Source organism: Corynebacterium nasorum (assembly GCF_030229765.1).
Taxonomy (GTDB): Bacteria; Actinomycetota; Actinomycetes; order Mycobacteriales; family Mycobacteriaceae; genus Corynebacterium; species Corynebacterium kefirresidentii.
In genome coordinates, this window is sequence record NZ_JASPGY010000007.1 from 11,843 (window position 1) to 29,373 (window position 17,531).

Here is a 17,531-nt window from a genome sequence, read left to right on the forward strand (position 1 = left end):
GCCCGGTTCCTCGCTAAATAGCGGGAGCCGGGCTTGTCTCGTGCGCGGGGAAGACAGTGCGGTTATGGTGCTTTGTTGATCATCATGGCGGCCACGCGCTGCATATGATCCCAGATCATCTCGCGGTAGGCCGGTGGGATGGTTTCCGCGTCGATCGCTGCGAGGGAGTTACCCATGAGTTCCAGCCACCGATCGTGGGCGGTGATGTCGATGGGGTAGGGGGCGTGGCGCATGCGCAGCCGCGGGTGCCCGCGGTTCTCGGAAAATAGCTGGGGGCCGCCCCAGTATTGCGCCAGGAACCAAGTAAGTCGCTGTTCGGCACCTTCCCAGTCATTATCGGGATACATCGGGCCGATGACATCGTCCCCTTTGACTTGGGAATAAAAGCCGTGGACGAGGCGCTCAAAGGTTTCCATGCCGCCGATGGCCTCATAGACTGAATCCATTTACTCTTCTTCTTCCTTGCGGGGATCGGCAATGCCGATACCGTGCGGGTAGGGGGTAGTAATACCTTTAGCATGCATGACATTGAGCACGCGGGATTGGAGGAAACGCTGAACGTCCCACTGCTTGCCCGGCAGGGTCTTGGTGGAAACGCGGAAGGAAACATAATCCGGCTCGAAGCCGGACATGCCATCCACCCGGGGCGTGCTGAGGATGAGCTTGCGCACCTTATCGTCCTGTGCCGCTTCTTTCACAGCGTCCTCGATGACTTCGCCGGCAACCTCTGGGTCATTGGAAAGGCCCACAGGAATCTGGATGCGGGCAACGGAGTACTCATCGGAGTGGTTGGCTACTTGGAGGATTTCGCCATTGCGCACGTACCACAGGGCGCCGTCGATATCGCGAACCGTGGTGATGCGCAGGGAGATGGACTCGACATCGCCGAAGACGCCATTGCCTAGGTCAACCACGTCGCCGATGCCGTATTGATCCTCAATGAGCATGAAAATTCCGGATAGGAAGTCTTTCACCAGCGCCTGGGCGCCAAAACCAAGGGCAACACCGATAACACCGGCAGAGGCGATAAGCGGTGCCACGTTAACGTCTAATTCATCCAAGATGGCAATAACGGCCCATACCCACACGAAAATGGCGGCGGCGGAGCGGGCCACTCCAGCTAGCGTCTTAATTCGGGAAGCGCGCCGGGTTTCGCGGGTATGGCGCATGGCCTCTTCTTGCTGGGTGGGCTCGGGGCGGTTGGCCCGACTCTTGAATTTTCCGCGGAAGCGCTGCTTATCCAGCCCAGAAGATTTGATGCTGTTATCAGCCACCTTGTTGATAATGCGGTGGAGGAGCCAGTGGGCAACTACGGCCAGGATAAGGATGACGGCGATGCGAATGGGGCGCTCGATAAGCCAGCTTTGCACCGTCTCATCGTTCCAAAAGTTGGAGACGGACTCGACGGCCGAGTCCTTGGTGGAAGCGGCTGAGGCTAAGAATTGCGTAGTCATTGTTCTTTCTAAGTCGAGTACAAAAGGAACCGCGCCCATTGTAAGGGGCGAACCTGAAAGTGTGATGAATTGTGGCGTCCGAGAGTGTGAAAATAAATGCTCATCTCTCCGTTAGAAATGAACAGCTTAGTCTAGACTGTGGTGCTATGACTGAACGCAGCACGCAGAACCTCGCTCAAGGCTTTACGTCCCGTTCCATCCATGGCGGCTACCACCCCGACCCCCACATGGGCTCAATTAATGTGCCGATCTATGCCTCAACCACATTTGCGCAAGACGGCTTAGCGCAGCTGCGCGGCGGGTTCGAATACGGACGCGTGGCAAACCCCACCGTGCGCTCGCTCGAACGCACTCTAGCGGCGCTAGAGGGCGCTGAGTATGCCCGCGTGTTTTCTTCCGGTATGGCTGCCGCCGATACGCTGATTCGGATCTTGGTGCGCCCTGGCGATCACGTCATTTTGGGCAATGACGCCTACGGCGGTTCCTACCGCCTGCTCAATGATTTCACCGAGTGGGGCGTGGAGATGTCCATCGTAAATACCAGTGACACCGCAGCCGTTGCGGCCGCGGTGCAGGATAATACCAAGCTCATTTGGTTGGAAACGCCTACTAATCCGGCGCTGAATATTACCGATATCGCTGCGGTGGCCAAGATTAAGGGCAGCGCGCAGGTGCTGGTGGACAATACTTTTGCTACGCCTTACCTGCAGAACCCGTTGGAGCTGGGCGCGGATCATGTGCTGCACTCGACCACCAAATACCTAGGTGGGCACTCCGATGTGTTGGGCGGTGCGGTGGTGACTAATGACGCCCACGTGGACGAGCGCCTTCTCTATTTCCAGGGCAATGTGGGTGCAGTGAGCTCGCCTTTCGACGCCTACCTCACCGCTCGCGGCATCAAGACCCTATCCGTGCGTATGGATCGCCACTGCGCCAATGCGCAGAAGGTAGCGGAATTCTTGCAGGATCGTCCCGAGGTCAAACAGGTGCTCTACCCAGGGCTCAAGGAGCACCCAGGCCACGAGTTGGCGGCACAGCAGATGCGTGGCTTTGGCGGCATGATGTCCGTGCGCTTCCATAGTGCGGAGCATGCCAAGCAGATCTGTCTCAATACGCGGCTTATCTGCTTAGCGGAATCGCTGGGTGGGGTGGAGTCGCTCATCGAACACCCGAAGAATATGACGCACGTATCCGCAGAAGGGTCGGAGCTGGTGCCGCCGGAGGATCTGGTGCGCATTTCCATTGGCATTGAGGACATCGATGACCTGCTCGCGGATTTGGAGCAGGCCCTCGACGCGCTATAGGCCGCGGTGGCGGGACCGGGACCGGCCTGGCCCGGGCCATTAGCGCGGTGGTGGCTAGGAACGCACCATGGCCAGGAGGGAACCGGCGGCCTTGTCGGTTTCCTGCAGCATGAGTGGGTCGGTTCCTGGCATGGGGGAAATGGTGGTATCCGGCCACTGGGAATAGGTGGGGATGCCTACAATGTGCAAGCGCGCATCCAGCTCGCCGTCCGAGTGAACGGTGCGGCGGGTAGGGCCATCGGTCTCCGGTGAACCGGTGGGCTGGCCGTGGTCGGGGAAAGGTCGCACGCGGCCTGAGTCCACCAAGCAACGAGTCATTGCGTCGCCAGCGGAGCGGATATCGGGGCGGTGCATAAAGGCGTCGACAAGCGTGGGCGCAGAAGCCGAGCGTGGGCCGGAGGTTAGGGTGAAATGATCTGCCTCGATGGCCAGGGTGGGGTGATCGCCGAGGAAGTGGGCCAAGCCGGCGTCAACAAGCGCGAGCAGCTGGCGCACGCGGAAGAGCGGCGGGCCGGAACCTATCATCTGGCCAAAGGACATTACTTGGGCATAGCGGCCGGTGCGGGACTCGCGGGTATAGCGGCCCTCCGCGCCAAGGATGGAGGCGGGCTTGCGCGATTGCGATAGCGACCATAGCGCGGCCTTGATGGGGGAGTCATGGCCGGCGGCGGCCTCCCGGATATCGCTTTCCATGGACTGGGCAATGTGCTCGGTGAGTTCAGTGATGTCCCCGGTAAACCCAGCGATCTGGTACATGAGATCATTCATATCCCATGGCTCGGTAACCATGGGCGCAATAGCCGCGCCTAGCTCATCCGGGGCGGTGGCATCGATAACATCGAGAATCTCCGTGCGCGGGCGCAGGAGGGAATCCGGACGTACGCGCTCCAAGGTGGTGATATAAGCCTCGTAGCTATCGCGCGCGATGGCAGGCCAGACCTGGGCGTCAAAGTCGATGTCTTGAGTGCCGCTGAGTTCCGCAATGACATTCTTCAGGCGGCGGCGCGGCATGGTAGGCGGCAGCTCACCGTACTCGGACTTGGGGTGGTAGGGGTAGCCGCGGCCGGAGGAAATGATGAAGTTGGGCTCTTTGCCGCAGGGCTCGTAGCGCAGGCCGGAGCGCGCGGAAGAATCTTCGACGAAGGTGCCGCCGCGTTCGATGGTGGTTAGTGCCATGATGTCATAAAAGCCCATGCCTAGCCCGCGCACCAGCACGTCCTCGCCGCTAGGGATGGCGGCATAGTCTTGCTCTACCGGGTTATCGGGAGCGATCCAGTTCAGGCCGGAAGCCGCCAGCTGCTTTTCCTGCTCGTTGTATTCCGGAACCATCCAGCCATAGGCCAGCACTGTGGCATCGGCGCGCATCTCGGAGCCATCCGCCAAGCGGAGGACATCCACGTGGTCGTCCTCAGCGATGGTCTCTAGCCGGCTGAAGTGGCTCACGGTGGAAATGCTCTTGGGCAGGCGCGCGATGACGACGTCATAGACCCAGCGCAGGTATTCGCCATAAAGGGCGCGGGAAGGATTCGATTCTGGGCGGGTAGCGGCAAGCTCTTCGCGGTAGTCTTCCGCAATATGTGCGGCTGGGGGATGCTGTTCAAAAAGCTCGCGCTTGGCGGCGGAAATGTCGTCCCCCTCGCCGCGCAGAAGCTTAATCCACTCGTACTGAATGGGGCCTTCGAGCACAGGGGCGTCTACGGTGGCGCCGGGCTCGGTGAAAAGGGTGACGGCGCCGGCGCGGGTATTCATGCACAAGGTTTTGGTTTGATCCGTTTCCCAAATACGGCCGGCACCATGCTGGGCATCATCAATGAGGTGGACGGTAATAGGGTCGCTGGAATCGTCCATGCGGGCAGACAGGCGTTCCAAGATGGAAATGCCGCGCGGGCCCATGCCGACGATCGCGATTGCTGGAGTAGACATACCTCTATCGTGCCACATTCAGCTTCTTCCAGGAACATCGCACCCGGCAGTAAGAATAAAATAGACCGTTTTGTCTATGGTATGGCTTCATTTCCCCTGTTTCGGCAGGTGATAAAGTAGACCGCCCGGTCTTGTATTTGTAGGTGTGAGTGTGGTCTAATGGGCGAGTACTACTTAAGACTTAAAGGAAATCGAGCTTTTATGAAGCAACTTTCTCGGCTCCTGCGGCCGGTGGCCGCGGTCCTGGCCAGCGGCGCGCTTGCTCTCTCGCTAACCTCGTGCGCCTCTACTTCCCACGCCGCGGAAGATGGCATGGTCACCTATGTCGAGCCCAATATGTTCAATAACCTTTATCCACCCTCCGGCGGCTATTACCCCAACGGTGGTGTGCTCAATAACATCACTGATCGCCTGCTCTGGCAGGATCCAAATACTCTTGAGCTGCACCCGTGGATTGCGGAGGAGATGCCTAAGGTAAATAAAGACAACACCGAGTTCACCTTCAAGATCCGCAAGGGCGTGACCTACTCTGATGGCTCCCGCCTAGATGCCGCGAACGTGAAGAAGAACTATGACCTTTATGCCCTAGGGGATGAAAACCGCATGCTCACCCCTTCGGAGCAGCTGCCTAACTATGAAAAATCCGAGGTCATCGATGACTACACGGTGAAGTTCTACTTCAGCGAGCCCTCCCCAGGCTTCCCACAGTCCACCTCCGTGATGAACCAAGGGCTGCTTTCTAATGCCACGCTGGATTTAGATGACACCGGCTTCGCACCGGGCAATGCCACCGCGATTTCTGGTTCTGGCCCCTTCGTCATCGAGGAAGAAGAGCTGGGGACAAAGCTGGTGCTCAAAAAGCGCGAGGACTATGACTGGGCGCCACCGGCCCGCAAGGACCACCAAGGGCCGGCCGATATTGAGGGCATCAATATTGTTCTCGCAGCCGAAGATTCCGTGCGCGTGGGCTCGCTTGTGGCCGGACAGTCCGATATAGCTCGCCAGATCGAAGCTCCCGATGAAAAGCACCTCAAGGATCAAAACCTGGAGATTTTCGCCGCGCCTACCCGTGGCGTGAATAATAGCTTCCACTTCCACTTCCGCCACCCACTTTTAGCGGATAAACGCGTGCGTCAGGCCATTATTCACGCCATCGACCGCGATAATATTCTGAACACCCTCTTTTCTGACTCCTATCCCAAAGGCACATCGATCCTGGCCAAGACAGCCATTGGCTACAAGGATCAATCCGCGAACTATGCCTTCGATCCAGAGGAATCTAAGCGCTTGCTCGATGCAGCCGGTTGGCGCGAAGGAGAAGATGGCATCCGCGAGAAAGATGGCAAGCGTCTTTCCGTGACCTTCAATGAGGCCGTCCCGCAGCCGCGCTCTAAGGAGATGTTCACCAAGGCCCAAGAGATGCTCAAGAATGTTGGCATTGAGGCCAACCTCAACCCGGGTGACCGCTCCGCGCAGCAGAAGGCCATGAAGGACCAAGATACCGTGCAGGTACGCCACACCATGACCGGCCGCGCCAATGTGGACACCTTGGCTACGTGGCTAGATGGCACTGGGCGCAATTCTTTCCTTAACTATGACGAAAAGACCGATAGCTTCGGCGATAAGAAGCTGCAGAAATTGGTGGACGAGTACTTCGACCTCAGCAGCGAAAAGGACCGCCTGGCCATGACTGGCCGCATGCAGGACTACCTCTCTGAACAGGCCTATATCCTGCCCATGTTCGAAGAGCCGCAGGTATATGGTTTCCAGCCTTATATCGAGGGCTTTAGCACCGAGGCTATCGGCCGTCCATCGTTTTATGCGGTAGACATCAACACCGCAGAAGGGGAGGACTAATCCATGAGCCTGAAATCTATCGCCCTACGCATCGGCCAAGCCGTGCTGGTTATCTGGGCAACCTTCACCCTCTCATTCATCCTCTTGGCGGCGCTGCCCGGTGACGCCGTCGCGACCCGCTATGACAACCCGACCCTAGGGCTCAACGCCGAGCAGTTGGCCGCTATCCGCGAGGTTTATGGCGCCGATGAACCGATCTTGAGCCGCTACTTCAGCGCGCTCGGTGGATTCCTCACCGGTGACTTCGGCTTTTCCGTCGCCACCGGCACTGCGGTATCGGAGATGCTGGCGGATGCTCTTCCCTCCACATTGGCGCTGGCTATCCTCGCCTTCCTCCTCGGAGTGGCCTTAGCCTTCCTCGTGGCCATCGTCTCCACCTTCGGTCCATTCTCTTGGCTGCGCAGTTTCTTCCGCAGCCTGCCTTCCGTGATGGTCTCCCTGCCGACCTTTTGGATTGGCATCATCCTGATCCAAATATTTTCCTTTGGTTTGGGCTGGGTGCCGGTCATCGGCGCGAGTGACGCCCAAAACCTAATCCTGCCGGTGATTACCCTGGCCATCTTCGTGGCGGCACCGCTGGCGCAGGTGCTACTGCGCTCCATCGATGAAGTAATGGATATGTCCTTCGTGCAGGTAGTGCGCGCCAAGGGTGCTAGCGGTGCCTGGTTGCTGTGGCGCAATGTCCTGCGCAATGCGTTGCTGCCAGCTCTGACCATGGCCGGCCTTACCTTTGGTGAGCTCGTTGGCGGCTCCGTAGTAACGGAAGCAGTTTTTGCCCGCCACGGCATTGGCGCGTTGACCGTGGATGCGGTGGCCAACCGCGATACCTCCGTATTGCTAGCCATCGTGGTGCTGGCCGCGGCCGTCTTTGTCCTCATCAATCTCATTGTGGACCTGCTCTACCCAGTGCTTGACGTGCGCCTGCGCGAGGGTAGCCACGATAGCGCACGCAGCAACACCACCAACACCGCCGATACTCCCGCAAAGAACGAGAAGAAGGTCCAAGCATGAAGCTTAAATCCACACAGCTGAAGCTCACCCCGGGCACCATTATCTCGCTTATTGTGCTGGGCCTAGCGGTGCTCTGCGCGCTGTTCCCCCAACTATTTACCTCCCAAGACCCTAACCAGGGCGGTGACACCATGGCGCTGCTGCAGCCTAGTTTCCAACACTGGTTCGGCACCGATGCCGTCGGTCGTGACCTGTATACCCGCGTGGTCTATGGTGCGCGCCAATCTCTGCTGGGTGCGCTGCTAGCGGTAGTGTTTGGCCTCATTGTCGGCACCATCTTGGGCATTATCGCCGGAGTGCGCCGCGGCTGGGTCGATGCTGTCATCATGCGCATCGTGGATGTGCTGCTGTCCATACCCGGGCTCTTGCTCTCCCTGTCCGTCATCATCGTGCTCGGACACGGCATCTTTAATGCTGCCATCGCCGTGGGCATTACCTCCGTGGCAACCTTTGCGCGCCTCGCGCGCTCTCAGGTTCTTAGTGTTGCCGGCTCCGATTTCGTCGAGGCCGCCTACGGTTCCGGCGGCTCGGCCTTCCAGGTGCTCGTGCGCCATATTCTTCCCAATTCACTCACCGCAGTCTTCGCCGTAGCCGCCTTGCAATTCGGCCTGGCCATTTTGCAGCTAGCTACCCTTGGCTTCCTTGGTTACGGCGCCCCGCCCCCAACACCGGAATGGGGCCTGCTCATTTCTGAATCACGCGACTATATTGCCACCGCCGGCTGGCTGACCATCGCCCCCGGCATCGTTATCGTCGCCGTGGTTCTTGCGGCCAACCACCTCAGCCAGACACTGCGAAAGGCGGCCTAATGTCCCTGCTTAGCATTAGTGATTTATCCATTACGTACCGCACCGCCCAAGGTGAGATGGAAGCGGTCAGCGGCATTGAGCTCGAAGTGAACCCTGGGGAAATGACCGCCATCGTGGGCGAGTCCGGCTCCGGCAAGTCCACCTCCGCCATGGCCGCCATTGGCCTGCTGCCAGACAATGCTTCGATTGTCTCCGGCACCATTACTTTCGACGGCCACGATGTCACCCATTTCTCCCAAAAACAATGGCGTACCCTGCGTGGCCGCCGCATTGGGTTGATTCCGCAGGATCCCAATAACTCGCTCAACCCGCTCAAGACCATCGGAGCCTCGGTGGAAGAGGGCATGGCCATCCACCGGCAGGGTGATAAGGAGTCCCGGAAGAAGCGTGCTCTGGAGTTATTGGAGCGCGTGGGCATTGATGATCCACAGCGTCGTTATCATCAGTACCCGCATGAGCTTTCCGGCGGCATGAAGCAACGCGTGCTCATCGCTGCCGCTGTGGCACTGGAGCCAGAGCTCATCATCGCCGATGAGCCTACGTCCGCACTGGATGTCACCGTGCAGAAAATCATCCTGGATCTCCTTGATGAAATGCGCGAAGAGCTCACCATGGGCATCCTTTTTATTACCCATGATCTGGCCGTGGCGGGTGACCGCGCCAATAATATTGTGGTGATGGAAAAGGGCACCGTCCGCGAGTCGGGCGTAGCCGCCCGTGTCCTCACCGAGCCCCAGCATGCCTACTCCAAGCGCCTGCTTGCTGACGCCCCCTCGCTCACCGCCCCTACTTCCTCCCAGAGTGCATCTCCGGTGCGGAATAGTACGCCCGCCCAACAGGAGACGTTGCTCGAAGTCGAGGGGTTCACCCAGCGCTTCGGGGATTTCACCGCGGTAGATGACATCAACTTTTCCGTAGCCCGGGGTACTACCCATGCCTTGGTGGGGGAGTCCGGCTCTGGCAAGACAACCACCGGCCGTGCCATCTCCTTGCTGAGCACGCCTACCTCCGGCAGCATTCGCTTGGCGGGGGAAGATATCAGCACCGCCCGTGGCAAGCGCCGCCGGGAGCTGCGCCGCTCTGTTCAGATGGTTTACCAAAATCCTTTTGGTTCGCTCGATCCGCGAGTGAGCATCGGCGATACCGTAGCCGAACCGGTGCGCAACTTTACCGGGGCCTCTAAGCGGGATGCTCGCGCAAAGGCACGGGAGTATCTTGATTTGGTTGCTTTGGATTCTTCCATGGCGTCTCGTCGTCCCCGCGAGCTTTCTGGAGGCCAGCGCCAGCGCGTGGCCATTGCCCGTGCCATGATCATTGAACCCGATCTCCTGGTGCTTGATGAGGCCGTTTCCGCGCTCGACGTCACCGTCCAGGCACAGATCCTGCGCCTGCTAGATGAGCTGCAGCGCGAGCTGGAGCTTACCTATATCTTCATCTCCCACGACCTCGCGGTGGTAAACCAGATTTCCGATACCGTTTCCGTGCTCTCGCACGGTACGCAAGTGGAATCAGGGCCTACGGCGCAGGTTTTTGCTCACCCGGAAACCGAGTACACGCGCCAACTCATTGACGCCATTCCAGGCTCCCGCTATCGTGCCGGAGACCTAAACTTGGGGCTATAAACCGATCCCCAGAAAGGTTGGACTGAAAAATGACCGACATCATTAACGAGCTTTCCCATGCCAGTGCCGAGGTGCAGCAGCTGCGCCGTGCACGCCAAGATGCACAAGATAATGCGCAGCTGAGCTTTAGTGCGTTGCTTGAGCCCGCAGAGCCGGGTGAGTTCTCCTATGCGGAGCGCTATGCCGTTGCGGCTTTTACCGCCGCCATCTACCAGGCGAGCGAGGCTGCGGATTTCTACTTCGACCTCTTGGGCGACGAGGCCGATGAGGGCCTTGTCACCGCCGTGCGCGCAGCCGCCCAGCGCGGTGTGTCCACCGGTCCATACCACCAAGGTGAATTCCTAATCTTTGGCGATACCGACGCGGAAGCCGCGTTGGGCAAGCGCCTAGCCGCCGCCTTCGACTGGGCACATCTTTTGGCCTTCCACCCCAAAGATGCCTCCCCGCAGGCCATCGGGCACCTCGATGCTGCCGGGTGGCCTGCCACCGAAATTGTCAGCTTGTCTCAGCTGGTGGCCTTTTTGTCCTTTCAGCTGCGCGTGGTCCACGGCCTGCACGTGCTTGCTGGGGAGGATTCCGCGTCTCGTCCCACGGCTGAGCGCGCCGCCGGCGTGACTAACCCGGGATGGCAGGCTACCGCGAATACACTGCAGCCCGATACCGTGCTCCCAGACCACTTTGTCAACCACTCCCTAGGCTGGAAGCCTTGGGTAGAGGCACTGGCAAAGGAAGACTTTACTGCGGAGCATACCGAAGCCCTCATCAAACCAGAGCGCATTGATTCTGAGTATTTCCGCTTACTCGCCCGCGATCCTGCAGCATTGAAGGCGCGCACGCTGACTGACCTGGACATTTTCTATAACACCGAAGGCGGCCTCTCCCGCGCGGATCGGGAGCTCGCCGCAACTGTGGCCTCGCGTTATAACGGCTGCGAGTACTGTGCCGCCGTGCACCAGGCGCGGTGCGTCCAAGAGGGCGGTGACCGCGACATCGTAGACCGCCTCTTGGACGAAGGCATCGAAGCAGACCTTGGTTCTCAGGAGTGGGACCTTATTCGTCGCGCCGCCGTGGCGCTGACCGAAACCCCCTTTGCTTTTGATGCGCAACTTTGCGCGGACCTGCGCGCAGCCGGATTCGATGATCAGTCCATCCTGGATCTGATCTACGCTTCCTCCTTCTTCAACTGGGCCAATCGCTTGATGCTCACATTGGGACAACCGGACGTCCCTAAGCGTTTCCGCTAACCGGCGACCGGCGCTGACTGGGGTGGCGCGGCAGCAGGGGCGAAGGATCCCTATGATGGGGCGGCATGACTGATATTAAAAATGACTCCGCACCAGCACACTCGGATGACCAAGCCTTGCAGAAAGTTGCCGTTGTCACCGGCGCTACCGGCGGCATGGGCCGCGAAATTATCGCGGACTTGGCCGGTGATTATCACGTTTACGCACTGGGCCGCAGCGCAGCGGATCTGCCCGAATCGGACTCCATCACACCGGTAACCATCGACCTAGTAGCCGGCCTAGATGAGGACATGGCGCTGCCGGAGCTGGATCGTGTAGACGTGCTTGTGCACGCCGCTGCGCAGGCCACCAAATACTCCGTAGAAGAAGCCACTCCGGAAAACTGGCGGGCGCACATGGATCTTAATGTGCACGCTCCTGCAGAGGTGACCCGCATACTGCTGCCGCAGCTGCGTAAAGCCGAGGGCACAGTGGTCTTTATTAACTCTGGTGCCGGCCGCCACAGTTATGGCGATAACGTCGTCTACGCGGCCACGAAGCACGCTTTGTATGCACTCGCAGACGGACTGCGTATCTCCGAGCCGGGGATTCGCGTATCCACCGTGGCGCCAGGCCCTACCGATACTCCGATGCTGCAGGGGCTGCAGGACTATGACCCCTCACAGGTCATTGCCCCGGCTGAGGTAGCTCGCGCCATCCGTACTGTGGTGGAGGCAGGGCCCACCACCCAACTCACGGAAATCCAGGTTAGGCCGCGAATCGAACTATCTCTGCGCAAGTAGTAAATAGGTTTTAGTAAGGTACATCATACATTAATGGGGTTGGTTTTCGGCCTGCCCGTTACACTCGAGGACTGTGACTTCCCAAAGCCGAAAACGGCCTGCCTATCTCCTTATTTCCGATGCCCTACGCGACAAGATCGAGCGCAATGAATTAGAACCTGGTCAGCGTTTTCCCACCGAACGCGAGTTGGTCCGAGAATTTCAGGTTGCGCGCATGACCGTGCGCCATGCCTTAGACATTTTAGAAGTAGAAGGCCTTCTTGATCGCCGCCGTGGGCGCAACGGCGGCACCTACGTGCGTAGGGTCCCCCCTACGCTGAGCCTGACCAATAAGAACAGCATCGTCACGCAATTGCGCGAGCGCGGGCATGACACCGCCGTGCGGGTGGTTTCCATCAATAAAGCGCACGTGCCTAAGCATGTAGCAGCGATACTGGGCGTGAATGAATCCACCTTTGCATGGGAAATCAAGCGCCTCTATTCCGTCGACGGCAAGCCGGTCGTCCTCTCGCGCTATACCATCCCGGTAAATATGGCTCCTGATCTCAATCAGCACGACCTGCGCGAGCCGATTATGGACATACTGGCTGGCTATAACCTCAAGCCGGTTTTTAAACGCGAGAGTATGAGTGCCGCTACCGCGCGCACCGAAGAACAGAAACTCTTGGAGGTGAGCCGATCGCACCCGCTTCTTCGGTTCGTGCGATTGTTGAAGAATGAGACCGGCGCGGTCTTTGCTTATATCGAAGAGTCACTGCGCTCTGATATCGCCAATGTAGAAGTAGTCTTGGGCGAGGATCCCGCGCCATAACCCGTACGAACCGAGGATGGAGGCGCGGGAAAGCTGGCTTAGCTAGCGTCCACCTGGCGATTGCGCAGCGCACGAGCTACGCGGTCACGCTGCTCGGTTATCGTACGGCGCAGACCACCGGGCAGGTCTTTCTCCAGGAAAGCGTCGGCGCGGTCCAAGCCCTTTTGCGTAATATCCCAGGAAGGAAAGAGACCCGTCACGGTGGTCAGAGCGACCTCGGAGGACTGGGAAGACCACACCTTTTCCGCAATATCGAAAAACTCCGTGGTGGGAAGGAACTCCTCGCCATGCGGATAGAGCAAACCTTCAAGTTTGGAGGTGAGCTCGCGGTTGGTGAGGTTGCCCGCCACGATGTCCTCCCATACCGTGCGCTTGTTTTCGGCGGTTGCTTCGGCGGCGCGGGCGCGCAGGGAGGAGTAGTAGCCGGTGGCGGAATTATCGCGCTCTAACTGCGCATTAGCGGCAGTGGGGACATCATTTATCGCCCCATCGGCGGCGAGTGCCGCCAGTGCATACCAACGCAGCCCCGCATCTTCGGAGGAGTCGAGCACGCTACGCAGGTAGTCACTTGCGCTATCGTGCAGGCGAATCTTGGCCAGCGCCTGGGTACAGATGATGGAGCGCTGGGCGTCGGTGCTGTGGGCGCCGTCGAGGAGGGCGTCGGCAAGCAGGGTGCTCTGGGCCGCCCACTGTGGATCGGCGTAGTTCTTCAGTGCGCTGGAGGCCTGCAAAACAATGCGTTCGAGGACGGCAAGCTCGGTCTCAGCCTGCATACCGCGGGCCACTAGCTGGATGAAATCGCGGGCGCGCATAGTGCCAGCGCGGGTCATCTCCCAGGCAGTGGACCAGCACAGGGTGCGGGCCATAGGATCGGCAAACTTATCGATATTATCCAGCAGGAATTGCAGCGAACCCGCGTCCAATTCGATAAGGCAGTAGGTCAGGTCATCGTCATTGGGCAGCAGGAAGTCGATGTCTGCTAGCTGCCGGCCGATGAGTTCTGGAATCTCGGTGGAGGCGCCGTCGATATCCATTTCGATACGGTCGGTGCGCACTACCTGACCCTCCTGCAGGTTATATAGGCCCACCGCCACGCGGTGGGTGCGTAAGGTATCGCCAGTCTGGGTGAGATAGGCATGGGTAATCGTGCCGGACTCATCCGCATTGAGCGCTATGCTCAGAGTGTTGATGCCGGAGGTCTTAAGCCACTGCTGCGCCCAGAAAGAAAGGTCGCGGCCGGAGGCTTCCGTAAGGTGTCCTAAGAGATCATTGAAGGTGGCATTGCCCCATGCATGGGCGGCGAAGTGACGGCGCACGCCGGCTAGGAAGTTTTCGCGGCCAACATAAGCTTGGAGCTGCTTGAGTACCGAAGCACCCTTGGCGTAGGTGATGCCATCGAAGTTTTGCTCTACGGTTTCGATATCGCTGGCATCGGTAGAAATCGGGTGGGTGGTAGGCAGCTGATCTTGCTGGTAGGCCCAGGACTTTTCTACGTTGGCAAAGGTTACCCACGCGGTATCGTATTCGGTTTCTTCCGCCTGAGAAATGGCCGCAGACCAAGTGGCGAAGGACTCATTGAGCCACAAATCGTCCCACCACTGCATGGTGACGAGATCGCCGAACCACATATGGGCCAATTCGTGCAAAATAGTATCGGCACGGCGCTCATACTTATAGTGCGTGGCCTGGGAGGTAAAGACGTATTCATCGCGGATGGTGACGCACCCGGCATTTTCCATCGCACCCGCGTTGAACTCCGGCACGAAAATCTGGTCATACTTGCCAAAGGGGTAGGGGAAGCCGAAGTTGCGGTGATAGAAATCAAAGCCCTGCTTGGTCTCTGTAAACAAGCGCTCAGCATCCAGAGCATGGGCGAGCGAAGCGCGGCAGTAAATGCCGAGTGGTACCTCGAGTTTTTGGGCCGGCTTGCCCTCGGGATGTGCGGTCAGCTCGCCACGCCAGGTATCGGTGACCTCGTGGTAAGGGCCGGCGCACAGGGCTACCAGGTAGGTAGACAGCGGGTAGTCGATATCCGTGCTGGCTACGTCTCCTTCCCAGCTCACTGGGCCGTTGCTAATGACGGTCCAGTCCTCCGGAGCCTTGAAATGCAGCGCGTAGGTGGCCTTCATATCCGGCTGGTCAAAACAGGCGAAAACCCGCTTGGCATCGGCGGTTTCAAATTGGGTATAGAGGTAGACCTTGTCATCGGCGGGGTCGATAAAGCGGTGCAGGCCCTCACCGGTGCGGGAATACGGGATCTTCGCGGTGACTTCTAGCGTGTAGTCAGCTACTTGGAGGCCGGAGAGTGGAATGCCGTAGGTGGGGTTATAGGAATCCGTAGGCAGCGGATTGCCGTTGAGGCGAACCTCATGGACTTCCTCGGCGCGCAGATCAATGAAGGTCGCTCCGATTTCCCGGGACTTAAACTCCACCTTCGTAGTGGACAGGAAGTGGGTATCGGAATACTTGAGGTCTAAAGTGACATCATAATGGTCCACCTCAATCATCTGGGAGCGTTTTTGTGCTTCCTCGCGGGTGAGGTTTACGGAGGTCATAGCCTATATTCTCCTTCGGTTCCGAAAATAGTTCTGCATCTACAGTAGTCGCGCGCCTAGGCTGGTGGGGCAAACTTTTATCAATCAAAGGAGTAATCATGGCTGACGCAGTAAAGTTCTGGTTCGACGTATCTTGCCCCTTCGCTTGGGCCACCTCGCGGTGGATCAAGGAAGTAGAAAAGGTTCGCGATATTGAGGTCGAGTTCGAGCCGATGTCCCTGTCCGTGCTGAACGATGGCCGTGATCTAGACGCCACTTACATGGATATGATGAAGGCTAACTGGGGCCCGGCACGTGTCTTTGCCAAGGTTAAGGCCGAGCGTCCGGAAAAAGTAGATGAGCTTTATACCGCGATGGGCACCCTGGTCCACACCAAGGGCAACGGCGGGCGCACCGGATTTGGCGCTTATGATGACATCATCGCGCAGGCTCTGGCTGAGGTAGAACTTCCGGCCGAGTTCGCCGAGGTGGCCAATACCGAGGACTATGACGAGAAGCTGCGCGAGTACCACCACAACGGGATTTCTTCCGTGGGGGATGAGGTAGGCACCCCGGTTATCAAGCTAGGCGAGACCGCTTTCTTCGGCCCGGTGATTACCCGCATTCCTACCGGGGAAGAAGCAGGCGAGCTTTTCGACGCCTCCTTGCGCCTTGCCCAGTACCCCTACTTCTTCGAACTCAAGCGCTCCCGCACCGAGATGCCGCAGGTGGAGGAGGGTTAAGCTAAAACGAGGACCATTACTCACCACACGCTCCAATAGAAGGCGCTGGTGAGTCAAATCTTTCCGCCATAGGCACATGGGGGCTAAATGGCCCACTCTTGCTGCTGGATTCGCGGGGCTGAAAAGGCCGCGATCTCAGCAGCGTTAAGCGGAGATGCTATGGGATGTAGGAAGGAACAGGGGGCATCTTCCTTGCTTGCCCCCTACTTAGTCTTTAATTCTCCGCAAAAATCGGGGAATGCATTATCCCGGATAGGATTCGCAGCCCACACCGTCCCCGTCCTCATCTCGTTCTAGCGAGTAGTCAGGGTCGCCAGGGTAGACTTTGTGCCCAATTTCGGCGCAGGTTCGACCAGATCCACCACCGGCTGGTGCTGGGTCGTTTTGTTGCTCGGCCGGCGGTGCTACGAATTGCTGTGCAACTTGTGGAGCCATTTCATTTGAGCACTGTTGAGTCCAGCCGGAGGTGCCGTCCGAGAAAAACGTTCTTCCTCATCTGAGTCGCCCAATGCAGCGTTCGGATTATCGTGTACGTGGAGATCGTCATCGTCGTGCTCATCCTCTTCGTCAGGTTCTTCAACCTCTGGTGGAGGCGTAACCTCGCTAGATGAGGAGGTAGTGACGCTACTAGTCGAGCTAGTCGTAGAGGACGTGGTGGTGCTCGACGGACTGCTGCTGGTCGTGCTGGAAGTGGTCTCGGAGCTTTCGCCTGAATCGCTACATGCTGATATCAAAAGCGTGGTTGTAACGAGAATAGGGAGTAGCTTTTTCATGCTTTAGTCCTTTGGGAGAGAGTTTCAGACTTTACTTAAGCTACTTGATCCCTCGCCATTGCAGTCCTCTTTTGGATATGAATCGTCTGATTTCTAAATTTAAAGCGATGATTAGCGGTGTCCGAGTTGATCTTTGCCGGTAGCCCAAAGGCAAAGAGGGAGTTTCCACCCAAAGAATCTGTTTCTTGTAGCTACTGGGAGCGCGTTTCGTGCTGGCGCAGCTGAATTGCGGCGCCGACACACAGCGCGATGGTCAGCGGGGTCAAGATGAATGCCGGAAGACCTGCGATATTGATAGCGGGCAGCGCCATGCCGGCTCGAAAGTCGTCCCACGCAACAAGTACCCAGGAAGCCCATGAGGCGCCGGCGAGGAGCGCGATAATGCCGGCCGCAATAGCGCCCCCATTTGCCCGCGGATTCCCGCGCACCTTCTGGGCAATCCACCAGATGCCTAAGCCCACGTGAGCCAACGTTGCTAGGGTGCTGGCGATAAGCGGTAGGAGAAAGCCTCCGCCTCCGGAAACCTGAACGCCGAGCATAATGAACCAGGCTAGAAGGCTTCCGCCGTATAGCGCGAGGATCCGGGTGGTTATAGGCATAGCTTTCCTCTCTTATCGCGAAAATCCTTGTCCGCGAGCCTATCAGGAATTTGTAATGCGAAACA

General features: G+C 58.5%; 16 protein-coding genes. 10 read left to right on the forward strand and 6 right to left on the reverse strand.

Translation table 11 applies throughout. The features are described 5' to 3' along the window. Positions 1–62 precede the first annotated feature (62 nt). Together QP904_RS08100 and QP904_RS08105 are read right to left on the reverse strand one after the other, a co-directional pair. Positions 63–446, reverse strand: a complete 384-nt coding sequence (locus QP904_RS08100; RefSeq protein ID WP_238801151.1) for a globin — start codon at positions 444–446, stop codon at positions 63–65. Further along, positions 447–1,454, reverse strand: a complete 1,008-nt coding sequence (locus QP904_RS08105) for a mechanosensitive ion channel family protein (protein WP_238801152.1) — start codon at positions 1,452–1,454, stop codon at positions 447–449. A 146-nt stretch (positions 1,455–1,600) separates the two neighbouring features. Between QP904_RS08105 and QP904_RS08110 the strand changes: the two genes are divergently transcribed. After that, positions 1,601–2,758 carry a cystathionine gamma-synthase gene (locus tag QP904_RS08110; protein WP_238801153.1) on the forward strand — a complete coding sequence of 386 codons (1,158 nt, stop codon included), beginning with the start codon at positions 1,601–1,603 and terminating at the stop codon, positions 2,756–2,758. Positions 2,759–2,812: 54 nt separating this feature from the next. Here QP904_RS08110 and QP904_RS08115 read toward each other — a convergent pair whose 3' ends face one another. Further along, the gene (locus QP904_RS08115) at positions 2,813–4,681 is read right to left on the reverse strand and encodes an FAD/NAD(P)-binding protein (RefSeq protein ID WP_284835855.1); all 1,869 of its coding nucleotides are present in this window, start codon (positions 4,679–4,681) and stop codon (positions 2,813–2,815) included. Between the two features lie 201 nt (positions 4,682–4,882). Between QP904_RS08115 and QP904_RS08120 the strand changes: the two genes are divergently transcribed. The 7 genes from QP904_RS08120 (at position 4,883) to QP904_RS08150 (ending at position 12,817) form a co-directional block, all read left to right on the forward strand. Beyond that, positions 4,883–6,538: a TIGR04028 family ABC transporter substrate-binding protein gene (locus tag QP904_RS08120; RefSeq protein WP_284835856.1), complete on the forward strand. Its 1,656-nt coding sequence runs from the start codon at positions 4,883–4,885 to the stop codon at positions 6,536–6,538. A 3-nt stretch (positions 6,539–6,541) separates the two neighbouring features. After that, on the forward strand, positions 6,542–7,549 hold the full coding sequence (locus tag QP904_RS08125; protein WP_238801156.1) for an ABC transporter permease: 1,008 nt from the start codon (positions 6,542–6,544) through the stop codon (positions 7,547–7,549). Then, positions 7,546–8,358 (forward strand): ABC transporter permease, encoded by an 813-nt coding sequence (locus tag QP904_RS08130; protein ID WP_238801157.1) that lies wholly within the window; start codon positions 7,546–7,548, stop codon positions 8,356–8,358. The genes QP904_RS08125 and QP904_RS08130 overlap by 4 nt, the downstream gene beginning before the upstream one ends. Then, positions 8,358–9,980 carry a dipeptide ABC transporter ATP-binding protein gene (locus tag QP904_RS08135; RefSeq protein ID WP_238801158.1) on the forward strand — a complete coding sequence of 541 codons (1,623 nt, stop codon included), beginning with the start codon at positions 8,358–8,360 and terminating at the stop codon, positions 9,978–9,980. The genes QP904_RS08130 and QP904_RS08135 overlap by 1 nt, the downstream gene beginning before the upstream one ends. A gap of 29 nt (positions 9,981–10,009) precedes the next feature. Then, the gene (locus QP904_RS08140) at positions 10,010–11,224 is read left to right on the forward strand and encodes an alkylhydroperoxidase domain protein (RefSeq protein ID WP_238801159.1); all 1,215 of its coding nucleotides are present in this window, start codon (positions 10,010–10,012) and stop codon (positions 11,222–11,224) included. A 65-nt stretch (positions 11,225–11,289) separates the two neighbouring features. Next, positions 11,290–12,006 (forward strand): SDR family oxidoreductase, encoded by a 717-nt coding sequence (locus tag QP904_RS08145; protein ID WP_238801160.1) that lies wholly within the window; start codon positions 11,290–11,292, stop codon positions 12,004–12,006. Between the two features lie 73 nt (positions 12,007–12,079). Further along, the gene (locus QP904_RS08150; protein WP_238801161.1) at positions 12,080–12,817 is read left to right on the forward strand and encodes a GntR family transcriptional regulator; all 738 of its coding nucleotides are present in this window, start codon (positions 12,080–12,082) and stop codon (positions 12,815–12,817) included. A 38-nt stretch (positions 12,818–12,855) separates the two neighbouring features. Here the strand turns inward: QP904_RS08150 and pepN are convergent, their stop codons facing one another. Further along, positions 12,856–15,372 carry an aminopeptidase N gene (gene pepN / locus QP904_RS08155; protein WP_238801162.1) on the reverse strand — a complete coding sequence of 839 codons (2,517 nt, stop codon included), beginning with the start codon at positions 15,370–15,372 and terminating at the stop codon, positions 12,856–12,858. 98 nt (positions 15,373–15,470) lie between these two features. Between pepN and QP904_RS08160 the strand changes: the two genes are divergently transcribed. Continuing rightward, a complete protein-coding gene (locus tag QP904_RS08160) occupies positions 15,471–16,094 on the forward strand; it encodes a mycothiol-dependent nitroreductase Rv2466c family protein (protein ID WP_284835857.1) in 624 nt (207 codons plus the stop codon). A 243-nt stretch (positions 16,095–16,337) separates the two neighbouring features. Here QP904_RS08160 and QP904_RS11835 read toward each other — a convergent pair whose 3' ends face one another. Further along, complete coding sequence (locus tag QP904_RS11835; RefSeq protein ID WP_396130123.1) at positions 16,338–16,529, reverse strand: excalibur calcium-binding domain-containing protein; 192 nt, start codon at positions 16,527–16,529, stop codon at positions 16,338–16,340. 183 nt (positions 16,530–16,712) lie between these two features. Between QP904_RS11835 and QP904_RS08165 the strand changes: the two genes are divergently transcribed. Continuing rightward, complete coding sequence (locus QP904_RS08165; RefSeq protein ID WP_284596648.1) at positions 16,713–16,874, forward strand: hypothetical protein; 162 nt, start codon at positions 16,713–16,715, stop codon at positions 16,872–16,874. Between the two features lie 184 nt (positions 16,875–17,058). On the opposite strand, the gene QP904_RS08170 is transcribed toward QP904_RS08165, so the two are convergent. Next, positions 17,059–17,466, reverse strand: a complete 408-nt coding sequence (locus tag QP904_RS08170; RefSeq protein WP_239207927.1) for an MFS transporter — start codon at positions 17,464–17,466, stop codon at positions 17,059–17,061. Positions 17,467–17,531 lie beyond the last annotated feature (65 nt).

Excerpts from the sequence above, each read along its gene's own strand:
- QP904_RS08105 (WP_238801152.1), bottom strand. The coding sequence starts at position 1,454 with ATGACTACGCAATTCTTAGCCTCAGCCGCTTCCACCAAGGACTCGGCC.
- QP904_RS08140 (WP_238801159.1), top strand. The coding sequence starts at position 10,010 with ATGACCGACATCATTAACGAGCTTTCCCATGCCAGTGCCGAGGTGCAG.
- QP904_RS08120 (WP_284835856.1), top strand. The coding sequence starts at position 4,883 with ATGAAGCAACTTTCTCGGCTCCTGCGGCCGGTGGCCGCGGTCCTGGCC.
- QP904_RS08145 (WP_238801160.1), top strand. The coding sequence starts at position 11,290 with ATGACTGATATTAAAAATGACTCCGCACCAGCACACTCGGATGACCAA.
- QP904_RS08135 (WP_238801158.1), top strand. The coding sequence starts at position 8,358 with ATGTCCCTGCTTAGCATTAGTGATTTATCCATTACGTACCGCACCGCC.
- QP904_RS08160 (WP_284835857.1), top strand. The coding sequence starts at position 15,471 with ATGGCTGACGCAGTAAAGTTCTGGTTCGACGTATCTTGCCCCTTCGCT.
- QP904_RS08125 (WP_238801156.1), top strand. The coding sequence starts at position 6,542 with ATGAGCCTGAAATCTATCGCCCTACGCATCGGCCAAGCCGTGCTGGTT.
- pepN (WP_238801162.1), bottom strand. The coding sequence starts at position 15,372 with ATGACCTCCGTAAACCTCACCCGCGAGGAAGCACAAAAACGCTCCCAG.
- QP904_RS08130 (WP_238801157.1), top strand. The coding sequence starts at position 7,546 with ATGAAGCTTAAATCCACACAGCTGAAGCTCACCCCGGGCACCATTATC.
- QP904_RS08170 (WP_239207927.1), bottom strand. The coding sequence starts at position 17,466 with ATGCCTATAACCACCCGGATCCTCGCGCTATACGGCGGAAGCCTTCTA.
- QP904_RS08100 (WP_238801151.1), bottom strand. The coding sequence starts at position 446 with ATGGATTCAGTCTATGAGGCCATCGGCGGCATGGAAACCTTTGAGCGC.
- QP904_RS08110 (WP_238801153.1), top strand. The coding sequence starts at position 1,601 with ATGACTGAACGCAGCACGCAGAACCTCGCTCAAGGCTTTACGTCCCGT.
- QP904_RS11835 (WP_396130123.1), bottom strand. The coding sequence starts at position 16,529 with ATGGCTCCACAAGTTGCACAGCAATTCGTAGCACCGCCGGCCGAGCAA.
- QP904_RS08115 (WP_284835855.1), bottom strand. The coding sequence starts at position 4,681 with ATGTCTACTCCAGCAATCGCGATCGTCGGCATGGGCCCGCGCGGCATT.